General features: G+C 60.1%; 12 protein-coding genes. 11 read left to right on the top strand and 1 reads right to left on the bottom strand.

Annotated features, from left to right (window positions below; all coding sequences use genetic code 11):
• Window positions 1-99 precede the first annotated feature (99 nt).
• The 3 genes from KBY02_RS00715 to KBY02_RS00705 are packed head-to-tail and all read left to right on the top strand — an operon-like array spanning window position 100 to window position 3,151.
• A complete protein-coding gene (locus tag KBY02_RS00715; RefSeq protein WP_003399675.1) occupies window positions 100-1,302 on the top strand; it encodes a bifunctional cobalt-precorrin-7 (C(5))-methyltransferase/cobalt-precorrin-6B (C(15))-methyltransferase in 1,203 nt (400 codons plus the stop codon).
• Complete coding sequence (locus KBY02_RS00710; RefSeq protein WP_057456752.1) at window positions 1,302-2,414, top strand: cobalt-precorrin-5B (C(1))-methyltransferase; 1,113 nt, start codon at window positions 1,302-1,304, stop codon at window positions 2,412-2,414. Before KBY02_RS00715 ends, KBY02_RS00710 begins: the two co-directional genes overlap by 1 nt.
• Window positions 2,411-3,151 (top strand): cobalt-precorrin-6A reductase, encoded by a 741-nt coding sequence (locus KBY02_RS00705; protein WP_225649703.1) that lies wholly within the window; start codon window positions 2,411-2,413, stop codon window positions 3,149-3,151. The genes KBY02_RS00710 and KBY02_RS00705 overlap by 4 nt, the downstream gene beginning before the upstream one ends.
• Window positions 3,152-4,474: 1,323 nt before the next feature.
• Here KBY02_RS00705 and KBY02_RS00700 read toward each other — a convergent pair.
• Window positions 4,475-4,933: an REP-associated tyrosine transposase gene (locus tag KBY02_RS00700; protein WP_003400255.1), complete on the bottom strand. Its 459-nt coding sequence runs from the start codon at window positions 4,931-4,933 to the stop codon at window positions 4,475-4,477.
• 142 nt (window positions 4,934-5,075) lie between these two features.
• Between KBY02_RS00700 and KBY02_RS00695 the strand changes: the two genes are divergently transcribed.
• The 8 genes from KBY02_RS00695 (at window position 5,076) to urtD (ending at window position 16,496) form a co-directional block, all read left to right on the top strand.
• Window positions 5,076-5,537 (top strand): copper chaperone PCu(A)C, encoded by a 462-nt coding sequence (locus tag KBY02_RS00695; protein ID WP_024641800.1) that lies wholly within the window; start codon window positions 5,076-5,078, stop codon window positions 5,535-5,537.
• A 70-nt stretch (window positions 5,538-5,607) separates the two neighbouring features.
• Window positions 5,608-5,982 (top strand): DUF2946 domain-containing protein, encoded by a 375-nt coding sequence (locus KBY02_RS00690; protein ID WP_263870130.1) that lies wholly within the window; start codon window positions 5,608-5,610, stop codon window positions 5,980-5,982.
• 84 nt (window positions 5,983-6,066) lie between these two features.
• Window positions 6,067-7,440 (top strand): PepSY-associated TM helix domain-containing protein, encoded by a 1,374-nt coding sequence (locus KBY02_RS00685; RefSeq protein WP_024659669.1) that lies wholly within the window; start codon window positions 6,067-6,069, stop codon window positions 7,438-7,440.
• Between the two features lie 249 nt (window positions 7,441-7,689).
• Entirely contained in the window at window positions 7,690-11,136 is a 3,447-nt protein-coding gene (locus KBY02_RS00680) for a dermonecrotic toxin domain-containing protein (protein WP_225649702.1), read from the top strand.
• A 235-nt stretch (window positions 11,137-11,371) separates the two neighbouring features.
• Window positions 11,372-12,637 carry an urea ABC transporter substrate-binding protein gene (gene urtA, locus KBY02_RS00675; protein ID WP_011269025.1) on the top strand — a complete coding sequence of 422 codons (1,266 nt, stop codon included), beginning with the start codon at window positions 11,372-11,374 and terminating at the stop codon, window positions 12,635-12,637.
• Window positions 12,638-12,970: 333 nt separating this feature from the next.
• Window positions 12,971-14,560, top strand: a complete 1,590-nt coding sequence (gene urtB / locus KBY02_RS00670) for an urea ABC transporter permease subunit UrtB (RefSeq protein WP_003400261.1) — start codon at window positions 12,971-12,973, stop codon at window positions 14,558-14,560.
• Window positions 14,560-15,639 (top strand): urea ABC transporter permease subunit UrtC, encoded by a 1,080-nt coding sequence (gene urtC / locus KBY02_RS00665; RefSeq protein WP_103378468.1) that lies wholly within the window; start codon window positions 14,560-14,562, stop codon window positions 15,637-15,639. The genes urtB and urtC overlap by 1 nt, the downstream gene beginning before the upstream one ends.
• Window positions 15,636-16,496 carry an urea ABC transporter ATP-binding protein UrtD gene (gene urtD / locus KBY02_RS00660; protein WP_024638231.1) on the top strand — a complete coding sequence of 287 codons (861 nt, stop codon included), beginning with the start codon at window positions 15,636-15,638 and terminating at the stop codon, window positions 16,494-16,496. The genes urtC and urtD overlap by 4 nt, the downstream gene beginning before the upstream one ends.
• Window positions 16,497-16,614: the final 118 nt, after the last annotated feature.

Raw genomic sequence — 16,614 nt, 5'->3', positions numbered from 1 at the left:
TGATTAGAGCACTTGTACCCCGTCGGGCGCGGTATTATGCCTGCTTTGTCCGCAGGCATGAAAAGGCGCTCTGTCGGAAGTTCGGATTGAGGTAGGTACATGTCGCCGTGGCTGACAGTCGTGGGAATCGGAGAAGACGGTTACAAGGGGCTCGGCAAGAACGCCAGACACGCGCTGCTGCATGCTGATCAGGTGTTCGGCGGCCCGCGCCAACTGGCGTTGCTGCCGCCGTGCATTCGCGCCGAGCGACGTGCGTGGCCCAGCCCTTTCTCGTTGAACCCTGTGCTCGAGCAGCGCGGTGCCGAGATCTGCGTGCTGGCCAGTGGCGACCCGATGATGTTCGGCGTCGGCGCCAGTCTTGCACGCGTGGTCAGCATTGACGAAATGCGTATTCTGCCTGCGCCCTCCTCTTATTCTCTGGCCGCCGCCCGCCTCGGCTGGCCCCTGCAGGACGTCGTCACCCTGTCGGTGGTTGCCCGGCCGGTGGCCGCGCTGAACGCGCACTTCCACCATGGCATGCGTCTGCTGGTGTTGAGCAACGACGGCAGCAGCCCCGCCGTGATTGCCGGTTTGTTGCGCGAGCGCGGCTTTGGTCCAAGCCGCATGACCGTCCTGGAGCATCTGGGTGGCGAAGCCGAACGGCGCGTCGAAGGGCTGGCCAGCGAGTGGGGCAACCCCGAGATCGCCGCGCTGAACCTGGTTGCCATCGATTGTCGCGCCGATGCCAGCGCCATCCGTCTGAGCCCCGTTTCAGGTCTGCCGGACAGCGCCTTCGAACATGACGGCCAGCTCACCAAGCGCGACGTACGCGCCATCACCCTCGCCCGCCTTGCACCGCTGCCGGGCGAACTGTTGTGGGATGTCGGCGCGGGCTGCGGCTCCATCGGCATCGAATGGATGCGCGCGCACCCGACCTGTCGGGCGATGGCCATCGAAGCCGACGAAGGCCGCCAGCAACTGATCGAATTCAACCGCGACGCACTCGGCGTGCCCGGCCTGCAACTGGTGCGGGGCAGTGCGCCTCAGGCATTGAGCGGTCTGGAGCGCCCGGATGCGATTTTCATCGGCGGTGGCGTGACGCGTATCGGCGTGCTGGAAACCTGCTGGGAACAACTGCGTCCGGGTGGCCGACTGGTCGCCAATGCGGTCACCCTGCAAAGCGAAACGGCCTTGATGGCCTGGCGCGAACGGCATGGCGGCGAACTGACCCGTATCCACGTCGCCCACGCGCAGCCCCTTGGCGAATTCGACACGTGGCGTCAGGCGTTGCCGATCACCCTGCTGGACGTAGTCAAACCCTGATGCGCGAAGAAACCGCCGAACAGCCTGCGCCACTACGCAGTGGCCTGACCACTGGCAGCTGTGCGACCGCGACCAGCCTCGCGGCGGCGCGGTTGTTGCTCTGCGGGCAAGTCAGCGATGCGGTGGACATCGTCCTGCCCAAGGGTAAGCAGGTGCAGATGCGTCTGGAGTTCTGCCGGCTTGTGGATAACTTCGCGGAAGCCGCCACCCTCAAGGATGCCGGCGACGATCCGGATGTCACCCACGGCGCGCTGGTGTTTGCCCGCGTCAGGCTGCAAGCGGCAGCGGGCGTACGCTTCGTGGCGGGCGCAGGTGTCGGCACCGTGACCCGCCCCGGGCTAGTGCTGGCAGTGGGTGAGCCGGCCATCAACCCGGTACCCCGGCGCATGATGACCGAGCATTTGCTGCAGTTGGCCGAAGAACAAGGCTACAGCGGCGGATTCGAAGTAACGATCGGCGTCGAGGGCGGCGAGGCGCTGGCGCTCAAGACCATGAACCCGCGCCTGGGCATTCTCGGCGGACTGTCGATTCTCGGCACCAGCGGGATTGTCCGGCCGTTCTCCTGCGCGGCTTATATCGCCTCGATCCACCAAGGTATCGATGTTGCTACCACCAACGGCTATCGGCATATCGCCGCCTGCACCGGCAATGCCAGCGAAGACACCATGCGCCGCGTGTACAAAATCCCCGATATCGCCCTGATCGAGATGGGCGACTTCGTCGGTGCCGTGCTCAAGCACTTGCGCAAGGTGTCTGTGGATAAGTTGAGCGTGTGCGGCGGCTTCGGCAAGATCAGCAAGCTGGCCGCCGGCCATATGGACCTGCACAGCCGCCATTCCAGCATCGACCTGCCACAGCTGGCGCACTGGGCTGCGGATGTCGGCGCGGATGCAGGTCTGCAACAGCAGATCCTTGCAGCCAACACCAGTCAGCAAGCGCTGGCGATGAGTGCTGCGGCGGGTGTGCCACTGGGTGACGAAGTGTGTCGCCACGCGCTGAATTTCGCGCGCAGCATCGTGCCTGCGAGCGTTCAGGTGGAGGTTTTCGCAATTGATCGTCAAGGCGGGCTGGTGGGTCAGGCTGGCGTTGACTCACAGAGAGAAGCGACATGAAACGTATCCTGCTGCTGGGCGGCATTACCGAGGCGCTGGCCATTGCGCGAAGGCTCGGGCCTGAGCACATCTACAGCCTGGCGGGCGTGGGCCGGGTGCCGTCGGATCTGGCCTGCCAATTGAAGGTCGGCGGTTATGGCGGCGCCGAGGGCATGGCGCAGTACATGGGCGAACAGGGCGTCGACCTGCTGCTGGACGCAACCCATCCCTACGCCGCGCAGATCAGCCACAACGCAGCGCGTGCGGCCAGGCTGGCGGGCATTCCCTGCTGGGCCTTGCGCCGCACCGCGTGGCAGGCAGGTCCGGGGGATGACTGGCGTGAAGTGGCTGACTGGTCAGAACTGGCCTCTGCCTTGCTCCCCTTCAAGCGCCCGCTGTTCACGCTGGGTCGTGAGCCCTTGCAGCACCTGAACGAAATCCCCCCGCACCAGTTCTGGACACTCCGGGCACTGGACGACTACCCCGGCAACGAACGCTGCGAAGTGATCGGCGCACGCGGCCCCTTCATGCTGGAAGACGAACGCCAGTTGTTCGAACAGCGCCGCATCGACGTACTGATCAGCAAAAACAGCGGCAGCAGCTCCACCGAACCCAAACTGGATGTCGCCCGCGAACGCGGCCTGCCCGTCCTGATCCTCAAACGCCCGCAGTTGCCTGACGTCGACCGGCCGTTCTGGGGCGTGGATGAGGTGCTGGAGGCCTTGGGGCTGGAGTCAATGAGCCGTCAGTCCTCATGAAAATTCTGAAAACACCCCGCCCCTGTGGGAGTGAGCTTGCTCACGAAGAGGCCGGGGCAGTCGCTGAAAATCTATATATCCGTGACTCCCCCTTCGCGAGCAAGCTCGCTCCCACAAGATCAGCGCTGCTGCAGAACATCTACGTGGCTCGAAAACACCACCGACCTGCGGGAGTGATCAACATGGCTTGAAACACCCCGGCCCTGTGGGAGTGAGCTTGCTCACGAAGAGGCCGGGGCAGTCGCTGAAAATCTATATATCCGTGACTACGCCTTCGCGAGCAAGCTCGCTCCCACAAGATCAGCGCTGCTGCAGAACATTTACGTGGCTCGAAAACACCACCGACCTGCGGGAGTGACCCACAGGGCTTGAAAACACGCCGGACCTGTGGGAGTGAGCTTGCTCATGAAAAGGCCGGTGCAGTCGCTGAAAATCTGTTGATCTGCTAATCCGCCTTCGCGAGCAAGCTCCCACAAGATCAGCGCTGCTGCAGAACATCTACGTGGCTCGAAAACACCATCGACCTGCGGGAGTGATCCACAGGGCTTGAAAACACGCCGGACCTGTGGGAGTGAGCTTGCTCACGAAGAGGCCGGGGCAGTCGCTGAAAATCTATATATCCGTGACTACGCCTTCGCGAGCAAGCTCGCTCCCACAAGGTCAGCGATGCCGCATGAACATCTACATGACTTGAAACACCCCAGCCCTGTGGGAGTTATCCACATTCCTCGAAAAAACTCTGGACCTGTGGGAGTGAGCTTGCTCACGAAAAGGCCGGTGCAGTCGCTGAAAATCTATATATCCGTGACTACCCCTTCGCGAGCAAGCTCCCACAAGATCAACGCTGCTGCAGAACATCTACGTGGCTCGAAAACACCACCGACCTGCGGGAGTGATCCACAGGGCTTGAAAACACGCCGGACCTGTGGGAGTGAGCTTGCTCACGAAGAGGCCGGGGCAGTCGCTGAAAATCTATATATCCGTGACTACGCCTTCGCGAGCAAGCTCGCTCCCAAAAGATCAGCGCTGCTGCAGAACATCTACGTGGCTCGAAAACACCACCGACCTGCGGGAGTGATCCACAGGGCTTGAAACACCCCGGCCCTGTGGGAGTGAGCTTGCTCACGAAGAGGCCGGGGCAGTCGCTGAAAATCTGTTGATCTGCTAATCCGCCTTCGCGAGCAAGCTCGCTCCCACAAGGTCAGCGATGCCGCATGAACATCTACATGACTTGAAACACACCAGCCCTGTGGGAGTTATCCACATTCCTCGAAAAAACTCTGGACCTGTGGGAGTGAGCTTGCTCACGAAGAGGCCGGTTTTTCACAGCCAAATTGCGTCCCATAAGGGATAATCGCGTACGCTTTTGACCAGGTTGGCTCGAACAGGATTGGCAACGATATAACGGGCAAAATCCAAAAGGCTTTCTTCAGTGCGGATGCTGACGTCGTGGAATCCGCTTTGCCAAAAAGGTCCACTGCAGCCTCTGGCTCTGTTGATGGCGATCGCGCTTTTCGATTTAACGCGCTGTACAACGCTGGATAATGAGTGGCTATTCAACTGCAGTAGCCAGTGAATGTGGTCGGGCATTACAACCCAGGCTAATGAATCGGCCAGTTGCTGCGCCTGAACGTGTCGAAGCTCATCCACCAACAGACGCCCCATGCGCCAATCGGAAAAGACAGGAGTTCTCTGGAATGTTTTTGCGGTGACCAAATAAATCTGGCCGGTACCGGAGAATCGCCCCAAGCGTAAACGATGTGATTGTGATCTCTGATTCATCCTCATCACCTTATGGCTGCGTGCTGGGGAACGACTCTACGAAACGGGCTCACTCAGCGGCGCTCAAAGGTTTGCCCAAGTGTTTCGGACTTCCAGTTGAGCTACCTTTCACTCCTTCATCGAATCCCCCGGAGAATCCCCCATGCTCAAACAAGCACTGCTGCTGGCCGCACTGCTGCTGCCAGCCTGCCTCGTCCACGCCCATGAGTACAAGGCAGGGCCATTGCTGATCGGCCATCCGTGGTCAATGGAGCTGCCGCCCAATGCACCAACCGTGGCGGCCTATTTCACCCTCGAGAACAAGGGTGACAGCGCCGACCGCTTGATCGGCGTCGACACGCCCATCGCCGGACAGGCGCAGTTGCATGAGCATGTACACGCCGACGGGCTGATGAAGATGCAGCACGTGCAGGCGGTCGACATACCGGCTGGCGCGAAAGTGGTTTTCGCACCCATGGCCTGGCACGTGATGCTGCTGGACATCAAGGACCGTTCGAAGCTGGTGGTCGGCCAGCGCTTCCCGATGACCCTGCATTTCGAAAAGGCGGGGGATATCGAGGTGCAGGTCGTGGTACAAAAGCAGGCTTCGGAGCACCAGCACTGAGTAGCCTTCCCGAGTGAGCAGCGCATGCCGTCGCGACAGATCAGTCCCTCGTAATAACCGGGGAGCCTGGCTGAGTCTGTTCGCCATGTTGATGATCTTTATCGGTCCACTGGTTTCCCAGTCGATGCCGATGGATCATCACGCCGGCATGTCGATGTCCATGCCAGCCGGCATGGACATGCCGGCCGATGGTCACGCCCAGCATGGCAGCGAGCATGCGATGCCTGCCGAAGCCGGGATGAGCGATCACGCGCTGTGGGCAAAATGTGGCTATTGCACACTGCTGTTCAGTTGCCCGGCATTGCCCCATGTCCTTCAACTGGTCGCCGCCCCGCCACCCGGACCCGCTGATTTTTTCGCCCTGCTGCCCTTGCCGGGGCATGCCCGCAACGCCATCTTCCCCAATGCTCGAAGCCGGGCACCACCAGCGCTCATCACCGCATAAGCCGAAAAAAAGATTTCACGAGGGCGCGCGGCTCACTGCTGCGCGCCGTTCGTGCTGTGTTGTCCCTATTGGGGAGCGTTTGACGTGTCCAAACCTGATGTCTCTTTTTACAACCTTGCCTGGCGATGGCATTTCTACGCGGGACTGTTCGTCGCGCCGTTCATGATCCTGTTGTCGCTGACCGGCATCATTTACCTGTTCAAGCCGCAACTGGATAACCTGATGTACAGCGATCTGCTGAACGTCGCGCCGGCCGAGCACCGCCTGACTGCCGACGTGTTGCAACAGCGCGTGCTGAGTACTTATCCACACGCCACGGTCGGCAAGTATTTCCCGCCGACCAGCACCGAGGGCAGTGCGCAGTTTGTCGTCAGCGAGCAGGGACGGGAGCTGAATGTCTTCATCGACCCCTATCGCGGCGACATTCTTGGCACCCAGGACGCCACAAAGAACCTGCAGGCGGTTGCCCGCGCACTGCACGGCGAGCTGATGATCGGCACGCTGGGCGACCGGCTTGTCGAGCTGGCGGCAGGCTGGGGCGTTGTGCTGGTGATTTCCGGCCTTTATCTATGGTGGCCACGCGGTCGCTCGGCGGCTGGGGTTTTCTGGCCGCGCCTGACGGCCAAAGGGCGCGTGCTGTGGCGTGATCTGCACGCGGTTACCGGCTTCTGGGGCGCTTTGCTGTTGCTGTTCATGCTGTTGAGCGGCATGACCTGGACCGGTCTGTGGGGCAAGCAATACGCGGCGGTGTGGAACACCTTCCCGGCCGCCATGTGGACCGACGTCCCCAAGTCCGACAGGCAGGCTGGCGAGCTGAACAATGCCAGCGTGCAGACCGTGCCGTGGGCAATGGAGAACACACCGATGCCGGTTTCGACCGGCGAACACGCCGAGCACATGGACCACATGCACATGTCCAGCGCACCGGCAGCGCCAACAGTGTCCTTGCAGAAAGTGGTCGACATCGCGCGGGCCAGAGACATCGTGCCGGGCTACAGCATCACCCGGCCCAAGACAGCTGACGGCGTGTTTACCGTGTCGGTGTTCGCCGACGACCCCCGTGATGATGCGACGCTGCATATCGACCAATACACCGGCAAGGTGCTGGCTGATGTGCGCTACGTCGATTACAGCACGGTGTCCAAGGCTACCGAGTTGGGCGTCATGCTGCATGAGGGCAAGTTTTTCGGCTGGATCAACCAGCTGCTTATCTTGCTGGTTTGCCTGATGGTGTTGCTCAGTTCGGTCAGCGGCCTGGTGATCTGGTGGAAACGTCGACCTCAGCGCGGGCTCGGTGTACCGCCCTTGCGCCACGACCTGCCACGCTGGAAAACAGCGACAGTGGTGATGATTGCCTTGGGCGTAGTGTTCCCTCTGGTGGGCATTTCGATGCTCATTGTCTGGGTGCTTGATCGAATAGTGCTTTCGCGCTTTGCCAAACAGGCGACAACAGCTTAGATTGCTCCCTGCGGGGCCTGAAACCACTGAGTGGCGTTGTGATGAATTCCTCCTCATACCCGGTTTCAGGCCTCGCCCTGCCTGAATTGCTCTTGCTCCCCCCTATACGTCCTACCCACCGGATAGCCGATGCCGCAGCCATCGACCATCGCTGGCTGATATCCCCGCAGCACCGACCGTGACTACATGACATGAACCGCCAGGCCATTGCCTCGAGCGGATCATCCATCATGCAGACGAATCGGCACCATGAACTTACCGCTCACGACATCACCCCCACCTCTACCCGCCTCGCTTGCCAGCGATAGCTATCCACCCGGTTTCAGCAAGACGACGCAAGAGCTCGCCCGTAGCCTGCTGCACCCGCTCAAACCCGACCTGGATGTCGAGACCACATGGCTGACCTACCGCGACAGCAAGGTCGCAGCGGACGACGGCGCCAACATACACAGCGTTCCGTTGATCTCCAGCCTGGTCGAGCATTTCACCGGCCTTTTGAACTGGACCGACAATGATGTGCAGGGTCTTTACCCGACCCCGTCGTCCACTTCGCAGACACCGGCCATCCAGCCGCTGGGTCGAGCGGCTATCGTGGATTTCTACACTCGGGTCAGCCAGCAGCTGGAGCAATTCTATAGCCAGAAACTTGCAGACTATTGGGCCATCGCAACGCCGGACGGTGAAACCCGGAGCAACCGGTATCTGGCCGAGCAGATCGAGTGTCTGAAATCCGAATGCGCGGTGCTGATCGCCTCGGGAAAAATGGCGACCGGGCACTACAGTCTGCTATCGGCAGCACTGGGGCCATGTGCCACACGCCCGGCCGGAAACATCGCGCAGATTCAACCCCACAGCATTTTCAGCCTCTCGACCCGTGTCGGTGATGGCCCTGCAATTGCGATCTCCGGTGCGTTTGCCATCGCTCGACGTCTTCGTAAAGAACCGCTGTTACAGCTTGACGAAGAGGAGCTTGAGGACGTCCTGCTGTTCACTCCTTATGACGGGCTGGAGGCATTTGCATCCCTGACACACATGAATGAGCGCCTTGCTCAACGCGCAACAGAGCCTGACTACAGGCGACGCCTGGGGATTGAGCCTGCGGCTGAACAGGCAAGCCAGGCCGCCTCCGGTTTCATCGCGCTGCAATGGCAGTACACCTTGCTGGAAGGCAATTTTCTGAGCCTGTTGCACACCCGCCAGATCGCCCGACAGCAATCAATGTTCGCTCAGGCCGTACAGCTTGCTCGTGCTCAACGGATGGACGAGGTTTGTTTCGAGCAATTGATAACGCATTTGCTGAAGCCAGAGCTTTACTTTGACAACCATTGGCGCCTGGACAGGCTCGATAACGACCTGGTTCAGAGCCAGATGCCTGACTGGTGGAAAACCATGCAGCCGTCGCAACGCGAGGAATGGCTTGCGCAGGCACAACAGTTTGGTGAGTCGGTTGTCAGCATCCGGCAAGTCAGCAAGGCTAACTTCGACCCGCCGGACAATGATAGCCGTACCTATCTCACGCGCTATATCGACAAGCAGCTGGATGAAGTATTGAAACAGGCATCTGTCGAAATAGCCGCGCAGCAGATTACCGTTTCAATTAATTACAGGCTTGGCACCGAAGTGCTGGAGATCCCCGGCGCACCTGTGCTGCCGACAACCGAAACTGAAAACATTTCGCTCTGGCAACTGGCGCATACCCATGCCCACCGTGCCAGGGCCGCAGATGCAGTGCTGATCAAGGCTGTCGATGAGGCAGGCGCCGTCATCCATAAACTGGACATGGCCACTATAAAGGGGCTGATCACAGCCATAGAGAACCCTCAGCACCTTAGCGACTACCTCGATCTCAATCTGAAGACATCGGCGTATGCGCGACAACTCAAGCAGTTGCAGAAAGCCATGCTGGAAGCCCGGATGAAGATGGCCCTGCTGGAGATCGAACAACAGGCTTTTGCACCGGCCGGTCTTGAGTGGATCGAGGCAGTGCTTGATTCGCCGGCACCGCAAGGGCGCCGGACCATCAAAGGGGAAGCCATCGAGGTCCGGTTTTTCAGCGTCAATCAATTCATGATGACCAATGTCATGCTGATTGCTCCAGCCGACAAATTCGAGCGGGGGCCACTGGTGCTGTGCACGCTGGATGCTGCCGACGGCGTCGTTTTCCGCTGGTTCAACAGCATGTATCACCTGACCACCGGTTTTTTGGAAAAAGCGCCATTCCAGCAGTATCTGATTGAGCAAATACCGGTTTCCAGACGCCTGGAAACGTTGCGTGCCATGCAATACGAAAAGCAGGCCAAGCACTGGCGCATGCCCGAGGTTTTTACCCAACTGTCGCTGATACCGATCCCGGCGAGGCTGCTGCACCCGGTGGTATTTGTCAGCCAAAGCAAAGACCTTTATGTGGAAATCCACGAGACCAGGATCAATCAGTTGATCAGCGAAGCCAAACGGCAAATGAGTCTGGCCAACGGCATGGGGCGATCAGGCCGAACCTTCGATCTGATCGCCAACATCGGAATTCTGTTTTTGCCTGACCCGATCATGATGCCTGTCGCACTGGGCGTGGGCCTGTACAAGACCTGGAGCGCCTTCTCGAAACTCGACGAAGGCGACCTCGAAGGTGCAGCCGAGGAATTTCTGAGCGCCGTAGGCTATCTTGCTACCGCTTTCATTGGCCGCCTGGCGCTCGCCCTGAAGCCGGCAATGCATGCCTCGAAGGTGGTAAGACGCCCGCACCTGATCCGCAGGGTCGGCCGCGACGGGCAGATCCAGATCGGCTACCTCCTGTCGCACTCCAGAGCCCCCCGCTTTGCAGACCCCAAATTGATCGTCGCTATGGACTCCCAACGTTTCATCGCCATCGATATAGAGGGCCAGACCTTTTTCGTAAGCCGACGTACCAATATGTTTGGTCACTCGCGCCTTTATCGGCGATCCCCGACTGACCCAACGCTACTGGTGCATGAGCAGGAATACGCTTTGCGCACCACCAGCGGGGCCTGGAAAACCGTGGGCAAACAGATACCACGCATCAGTCAGTCCGCCATCCGTAATGCCCGATCACAACTGGCCAGCCTGACCACTGCCTGGCCTGTGTCCCTGGAAGAGACAGGTAGCGCCGAACGCTTGAAGTTCGAGGCCGACTACCTCGCCCTGGGCGCAGCGTCCAACGCCGAAAACCTTTCCGAAATAGCGGCTTATGCGGAAGGTGGCTCGACGGACATCAACCCTCTGTTACGAAGCGGTGTGCGCAATGCCACAACACGCAACTTTCTAAGCCAGTTCTATCAGCTCAAAGCATGGGATGGCACTGCTTTTCGCTCGACGTACGTATCAAGCGAAGGGATGGCCTGTCTGGAGCACGAAGCAGGTGCGGTGTTTACCGACAGTGGCGTGCAGTCCGCCTCGATATCGCGAGCCAATGCCTTCCTGTGGAGCCGGGATGGATTTGTGAGCAGTAACGCCAATGCAGAAAATCACCCGGTCTTTTTCATCTTTGCCCCGGGCATACCGAAAAAAAACATGTTTACCGGCTTCCTCGGTGATCACGTCGCCGTCGCACCGGGCACGCGCATGCAACTGGGGGCGACAACGCGAATCAACGGTCAGCTGTTTGCGTGGTTCGACGCTCCCGAGCAACTCACTGATCAGACGTTTGACCTGTACACCGGAGCAAAGGAGCTATGGGTCTGAAACACCTGGGAAATTGACCGCTCGCTAGCCTGAACACCCCTTTCGCACCATCGCAGAGCTTCATACGCACCAACGGCAGAACGTTGTTCCACCTTGGTGCGACTCCTCGACTCAACGCGACAAAATCATTCCGTTTCGCGACGTTGCTGCGTTGGCCCAGACCTTGCTAAAGCCTGAAAGAGCAACGAAATGCACCGCCGCCAAACCTCAAACAATGTACTAAGGGAGCCAGTCAATGAAGCGTCGCAGCCTGATCAAAGCCTTTACCCTGTCCGCATCCATCGCCGCCATGGGGCTGACCTGGACCGTTCAGGCTGCCGAGACCATCAAGGTCGGCATTCTGCATTCGTTGTCCGGCACCATGGCCATCTCCGAGACGTCGCTCAAGGACATGGCCTTGATGACCATCGACGAGATCAACGCCAAAGGCGGCGTCAACGGCAAGATGCTGGAGCCGGTCGTTGTGGACCCGGCGTCCAACTGGCCGCTGTTCGCGGAAAAAGGCCGTCAGTTGCTGACCCAGGACAAGGTCGCCGTGGTGTTCGGCTGCTGGACATCGGTGTCGCGCAAATCGGTACTGCCGGTCTTCGAAGAACTCAACGGCCTGCTGTTCTACCCGGTGCAGTACGAAGGCGAAGAAATGTCGCCCAATGTTTTCTACACCGGCGCCGCGCCTAACCAACAGGCTATCCCGGCCGTCGACTATGTCATGAGTGAAGATGGCGGCGCTGCCAAGCGCTTCTTCCTGCTTGGCACCGACTATGTCTACCCGCGCACCACCAACAAGATTCTGCGCGCATTCCTGCATTCCAAAGGCGTGAAAGATACCGATATCGAAGAGGTTTACACGCCGTTCGGTCACTCCGATTATCAAACCATCGTGGCCAACATCAAGAAGTTCTCCGCGGGTGGCAAGACGGCCGTTATCTCCACCGTCAACGGCGACTCCAACGTGCCGTTCTACAAGGAACTGGCCAACCAGGGCCTGAACGCTACCGACGTACCGGTTGTGGCCTTCTCGGTAGGCGAAGAAGAACTGCGCGGCATCGACACCAAGCCACTGGTAGGCCATCTGGCCGCCTGGAACTACTTCCAGTCGGTGGAAAACCCGGTCAACAAGAAGTTCGTGGCTGACTGGAAAGCCTACGCCAAAAAGAAAAACCTGCCAGGCGCTGACAAGGCCGTGACCAACGACCCGATGGAAGCCACCTACGTCGGCATTCACATGTGGGCGCAGGCGGTCGAGAAAGCCAAATCCACCGACGTGGACAAGGTCCGTGAAGCCATGGCCGGACAGACGTTCGCAGCGCCGTCGGGCTTTACCCTGACCATGGACAAGACCAACCACCACTTGCACAAGCCAGTGATGATCGGCGAAATCCAGGACGACGGTCAGTTCAACGTCGTCTGGCAGACCAAAGAGCCGATCCGCGCCCAGCCATGGAGCCCGTACATCCCTGGCAACGACAAGAAGCCGGACGCCCCGGCGAAGAGCAACTGACGGATCAACGCTGCTTGATCGTTCCCACGCTCCAGCGCCAAGCGTTATACACAGGTCCTGAAGCCCGCGAAGTCCGGGGTTTCAAAGCTTCTGCCCACAGGGCGTAGGAGCGACCGGGGCGGCGATCCGCCTTGTTCGCGAAGACGGTAGTTCGAACGATACATTTTCGGAGAATGTACCGGCCCTTTCGCGAACAAGGCGGATCGCCGCCCCGGTCGCTCCTACGGCCTTCGGCCAGAATCAAAAACAGCCCCCGCATGTGACGCTTGGCGAAGGGCGTGAAGGACCGTCTCAAGAGTAGACGACGCCATACTGAATCAAGGCCATATTGATATGCCTTCTTATTTTTACCGTTTGATCCTCGCCATCAGCCTGCTGCTGCCTTTGGCTGCCCAGGCCGGTGATGCCAGCGACTTTGTCGCAGCCAGTTCTTCGCAACAGGCAGAACTGCTGGAGGCCTGGGCCGCCAGGCCTGTGCCGGAACGCGTCGAGCTGCTTGAAGCCTTACGCGATGGCCGTGTGGGTGCCGACAGCAGCAAGCGCGCCTGGATCGAAAACAACGATCAATACGTGGCCGTCGATGCACAGGCACCAGCCGCCGCCGATGCGCCAACGCCTGACGAACCGCGTAAATTGCGCTTGAACAACCGGCTGCGCGGCCTGGTTGAAACGGCGTTGGCCAGCCACCAGTTGCTGGCAGCCGATACACGACTGCGCATGGCCGCCGCCCTGCAATTGCAAAAAAGCGCCCGCCCTGCACAACTGGAGTTGCTGACCGAACGCGTGGCCGGCGAAACAGATTCCAGCGTCAAAAGCGCACTGACCCTGGCGCTGGCCAACCTGCAAATGGTCGATTCCAGCCCGACAGTACGTCTGGCTGCCGTGCGGCTGCTTGGCGAAACCGGTGATCCGCTGGCGCGTACCCGTCTTGAATCATTGCTGGCGCCCGGCGTGGAAACCGACGCTTCGGTACGCGTGGCGGCTGAAACCAGCCTGGCGCAGGTCAAGCGCAAGCTGATGATCGGGGAGATCCTCGGCCAGGCGTTCAGCGGCATGTCGCTGGGCTCTATCCTGTTGCTGGCGGCGCTGGGTCTGGCGATCACCTTCGGCCTGCTGGGCGTGATCAACATGGCCCATGGCGAGATGCTGATGCTGGGGGCCTACTCCACCTACGTCGTGCAACTGATGCTGCAGCGCTACGCACCGGGGGCCATCGAGTACTACCCGCTGATCGCGTTGCCGGTGGCGTTCTTTGTCACCGCCGCGATCGGCATGGCCCTGGAGCGTACGGTCATTCGTCATCTGTATGGCCGCCCACTGGAAACCCTGCTGGCGACCTGGGGCATCAGCCTGATGCTGATTCAGGCCGTGCGTCTGGCCTTCGGCGCGCAGAACGTCGAAGTCGCCAACCCGCAATGGCTGTCTGGCGGCATCCAGGTGCTACCTAATCTGGTGCTGCCTTACAACCGCATCGTGATCATCGCGTTCGCGCTGTTCGTGGTGGTGCTGACCTGGCTGCTGCTGAACAAGACCCGCCTGGGCCTGAACGTGCGCGCCGTTACCCAGAACCGCAACATGGCCGCCTGCTGTGGCGTACCGACCGGGCGCATCGACATGATGGCCTTCGGTCTGGGTTCAGGTATCGCAGGTCTGGGGGGTGTAGCCCTGAGCCAGATCGGCAACGTGGGCCCTGATCTTGGCCAAAGCTACATCATCGATTCGTTCCTGGTGGTCGTGCTCGGCGGTGTCGGGCAACTGGCCGGTAGCGTGATGGCGGCTTTCGGGCTGGGCATCGCCAACAAGATTCTCGAACCGCAAATCGGCGCCGTGTTGGGCAAGATCCTGATCCTGGCGCTGATCATTCTGTTTATCCAGAAACGTCCGCAAGGCCTCTTCGCATTGAAAGGACGGGTGATCGACTGATGAGCCAGCCATTGATAGTAACTGCCGCGCAAAAAGTCGGGCCCAGAGGCACGCTGACCGCAGGCTGCGTAATCCTTGCAGTGCTGCTGGCACTGCCGCTGCTGTCGCTGCTGCCTGCCGATAACAGCTTTCAGGTCTCGGCCTACACCCTGACCCTGGTGGGCAAGATCCTCTGCTACGCCATTGTCGCGCTGGCGCTGGACCTGGTCTGGGGCTACGCCGGGCTGCTGTCGCTGGGCCACGGCCTGTTCTTCGCCCTGGGCGGTTATGCCATGGGCATGTACCTGATGCGCCAGGCCGCTGGGGATGGGCTGCCGGCCTTCATGACCTTCCTGTCGTGGACCGAGCTGCCATGGTACTGGGCGGGCACCGACCATTTCCTCTGGGCGATGTGCCTGGTGGTATTGGCACCGGGACTGCTGGCGCTGATCTTCGGCTTCTTCGCCTTCCGCTCGCGGATCAAGGGCGTGTACTTCTCGATCATGACCCAGGCGCTGACCTTCGCCGGCATGCTGCTGTTCTTTCGCAACGAGACCGGCTTTGGCGGCAACAACGGGTTCACCAACTTCCGCAGCATTCTGGGCTTCAGCATCAGTGCACAAGGGACCAGAGCCGCGCTGTTTCTGGCCACGGTCGCACTGCTGGTGGCCAGCCTGTACATCGGCTGGCGCCTGGCGCAGAGCAAGTTCGGCCGCGTGCTGACCGCGCTGCGCGATGCGGAAAACCGCCTGATGTTCTGCGGTTACGATCCGCGCGGCTTCAAACTGTTCGTCTGGGTGCTGAGCGCCATGCTGTGCGGTCTGGCTGGCGCCTTGTATGTGCCGCAGGTCGGCATTATCAACCCCAGCGAAATGTCACCGACCAACTCCATTGAAGCCGCTGTGTGGGTAGCCCTGGGTGGCCGTGGCACGCTGATCGGCCCGCTGCTGGGCGCAGGTCTGGTGAACGGCATGAAGAGTTGGTTCACCATGGCCTTCCCGGAATACTGGCTGTTCTTTCTCGGCGCGCTGTTCATCATCGTCACGCTGTATCTGCCCAAGGGCGTGATCGGCATGCTGAAGAAAAGGAGCGAGCAATGAAAACCACTCCGACCCCGTCTTTCATGCTCGAACCGATTCTGGCCCCGAACTCCGACGCAGGCACCAGCCGCGATGCGGTGGGGCTCGGCAAGAGCGCAGGCAAAGGCCTCAATACTCGCCACGGCACGATCCTGACGCTGGAAGACATCAGCGTCAGCTTCGACGGCTTCAAGGCCCTGAACGATCTGAATCTGTACATCGGCGTAGGCGAACTGCGCTGCATCATCGGCCCCAACGGCGCGGGCAAGACCACGCTGATGGACGTCATCACCGGCAAGACCCGTCCCAGCCACGGCAAGGCCTGGTTCGGTGAAACGCTGGACCTGACGAAGATGACCGAAGTGCAGATCGCTCAGGCCGGCATCGGCCGCAAGTTCCAGAAACCCACGGTATTCGAGGCCTTGAGCGTGTTCGAAAACCTTGAGCTGGCGCAGAAGACCGACAAATCGGTGTGGGCCAGTTTGCGTGCGCGGTTGAGCGGCGAACAACAGGACCGGATCGCTGAGGTGCTGGAAACGATCCGCCTGACCAGCTCGATGCACCGTCCTGCAGGCTTGCTGTCCCACGGCCAGAAGCAGTTTCTGGAGATCGGCATGCTACTGGTTCAGGACCCGCAATTACTGCTGCTCGACGAGCCCGTCGCGGGCATGACCGATGCCGAAACCGAATTCACCGCCGAGCTGTTCAAGAGCCTGGCCGGCAAGCATTCGCTGATGGTGGTTGAGCACGACATGGGTTTTGTCGGCTCTATTGCCGACCATGTCACCGTGCTGCACCAAGGCAGCGTGCTGGCTGAAGGCTCGCTGAACGACGTACAGGCCGACGAACGCGTGATCGAAGTTTACTTGGGGCGCTAGCGCGACCAGCTGCAAGCTTTTAGCTGCAAGCTTTTAGCTGCAAGCGGCAAGCTAGAAGCAAAAACAACGTGCTGCTCTTTACTTGCAGCTTGAAGCTTGAAGCTTATAACTCATGAGG

This window comes from Pseudomonas sp. P129, assembly GCF_020312195.1.
In the GTDB taxonomy this organism is placed as follows: Bacteria; Pseudomonadota; Gammaproteobacteria; order Pseudomonadales; family Pseudomonadaceae; genus Aquipseudomonas; species Aquipseudomonas fragariae.
This window is presented reverse-complemented; position numbering and strand designations above follow the sequence as displayed.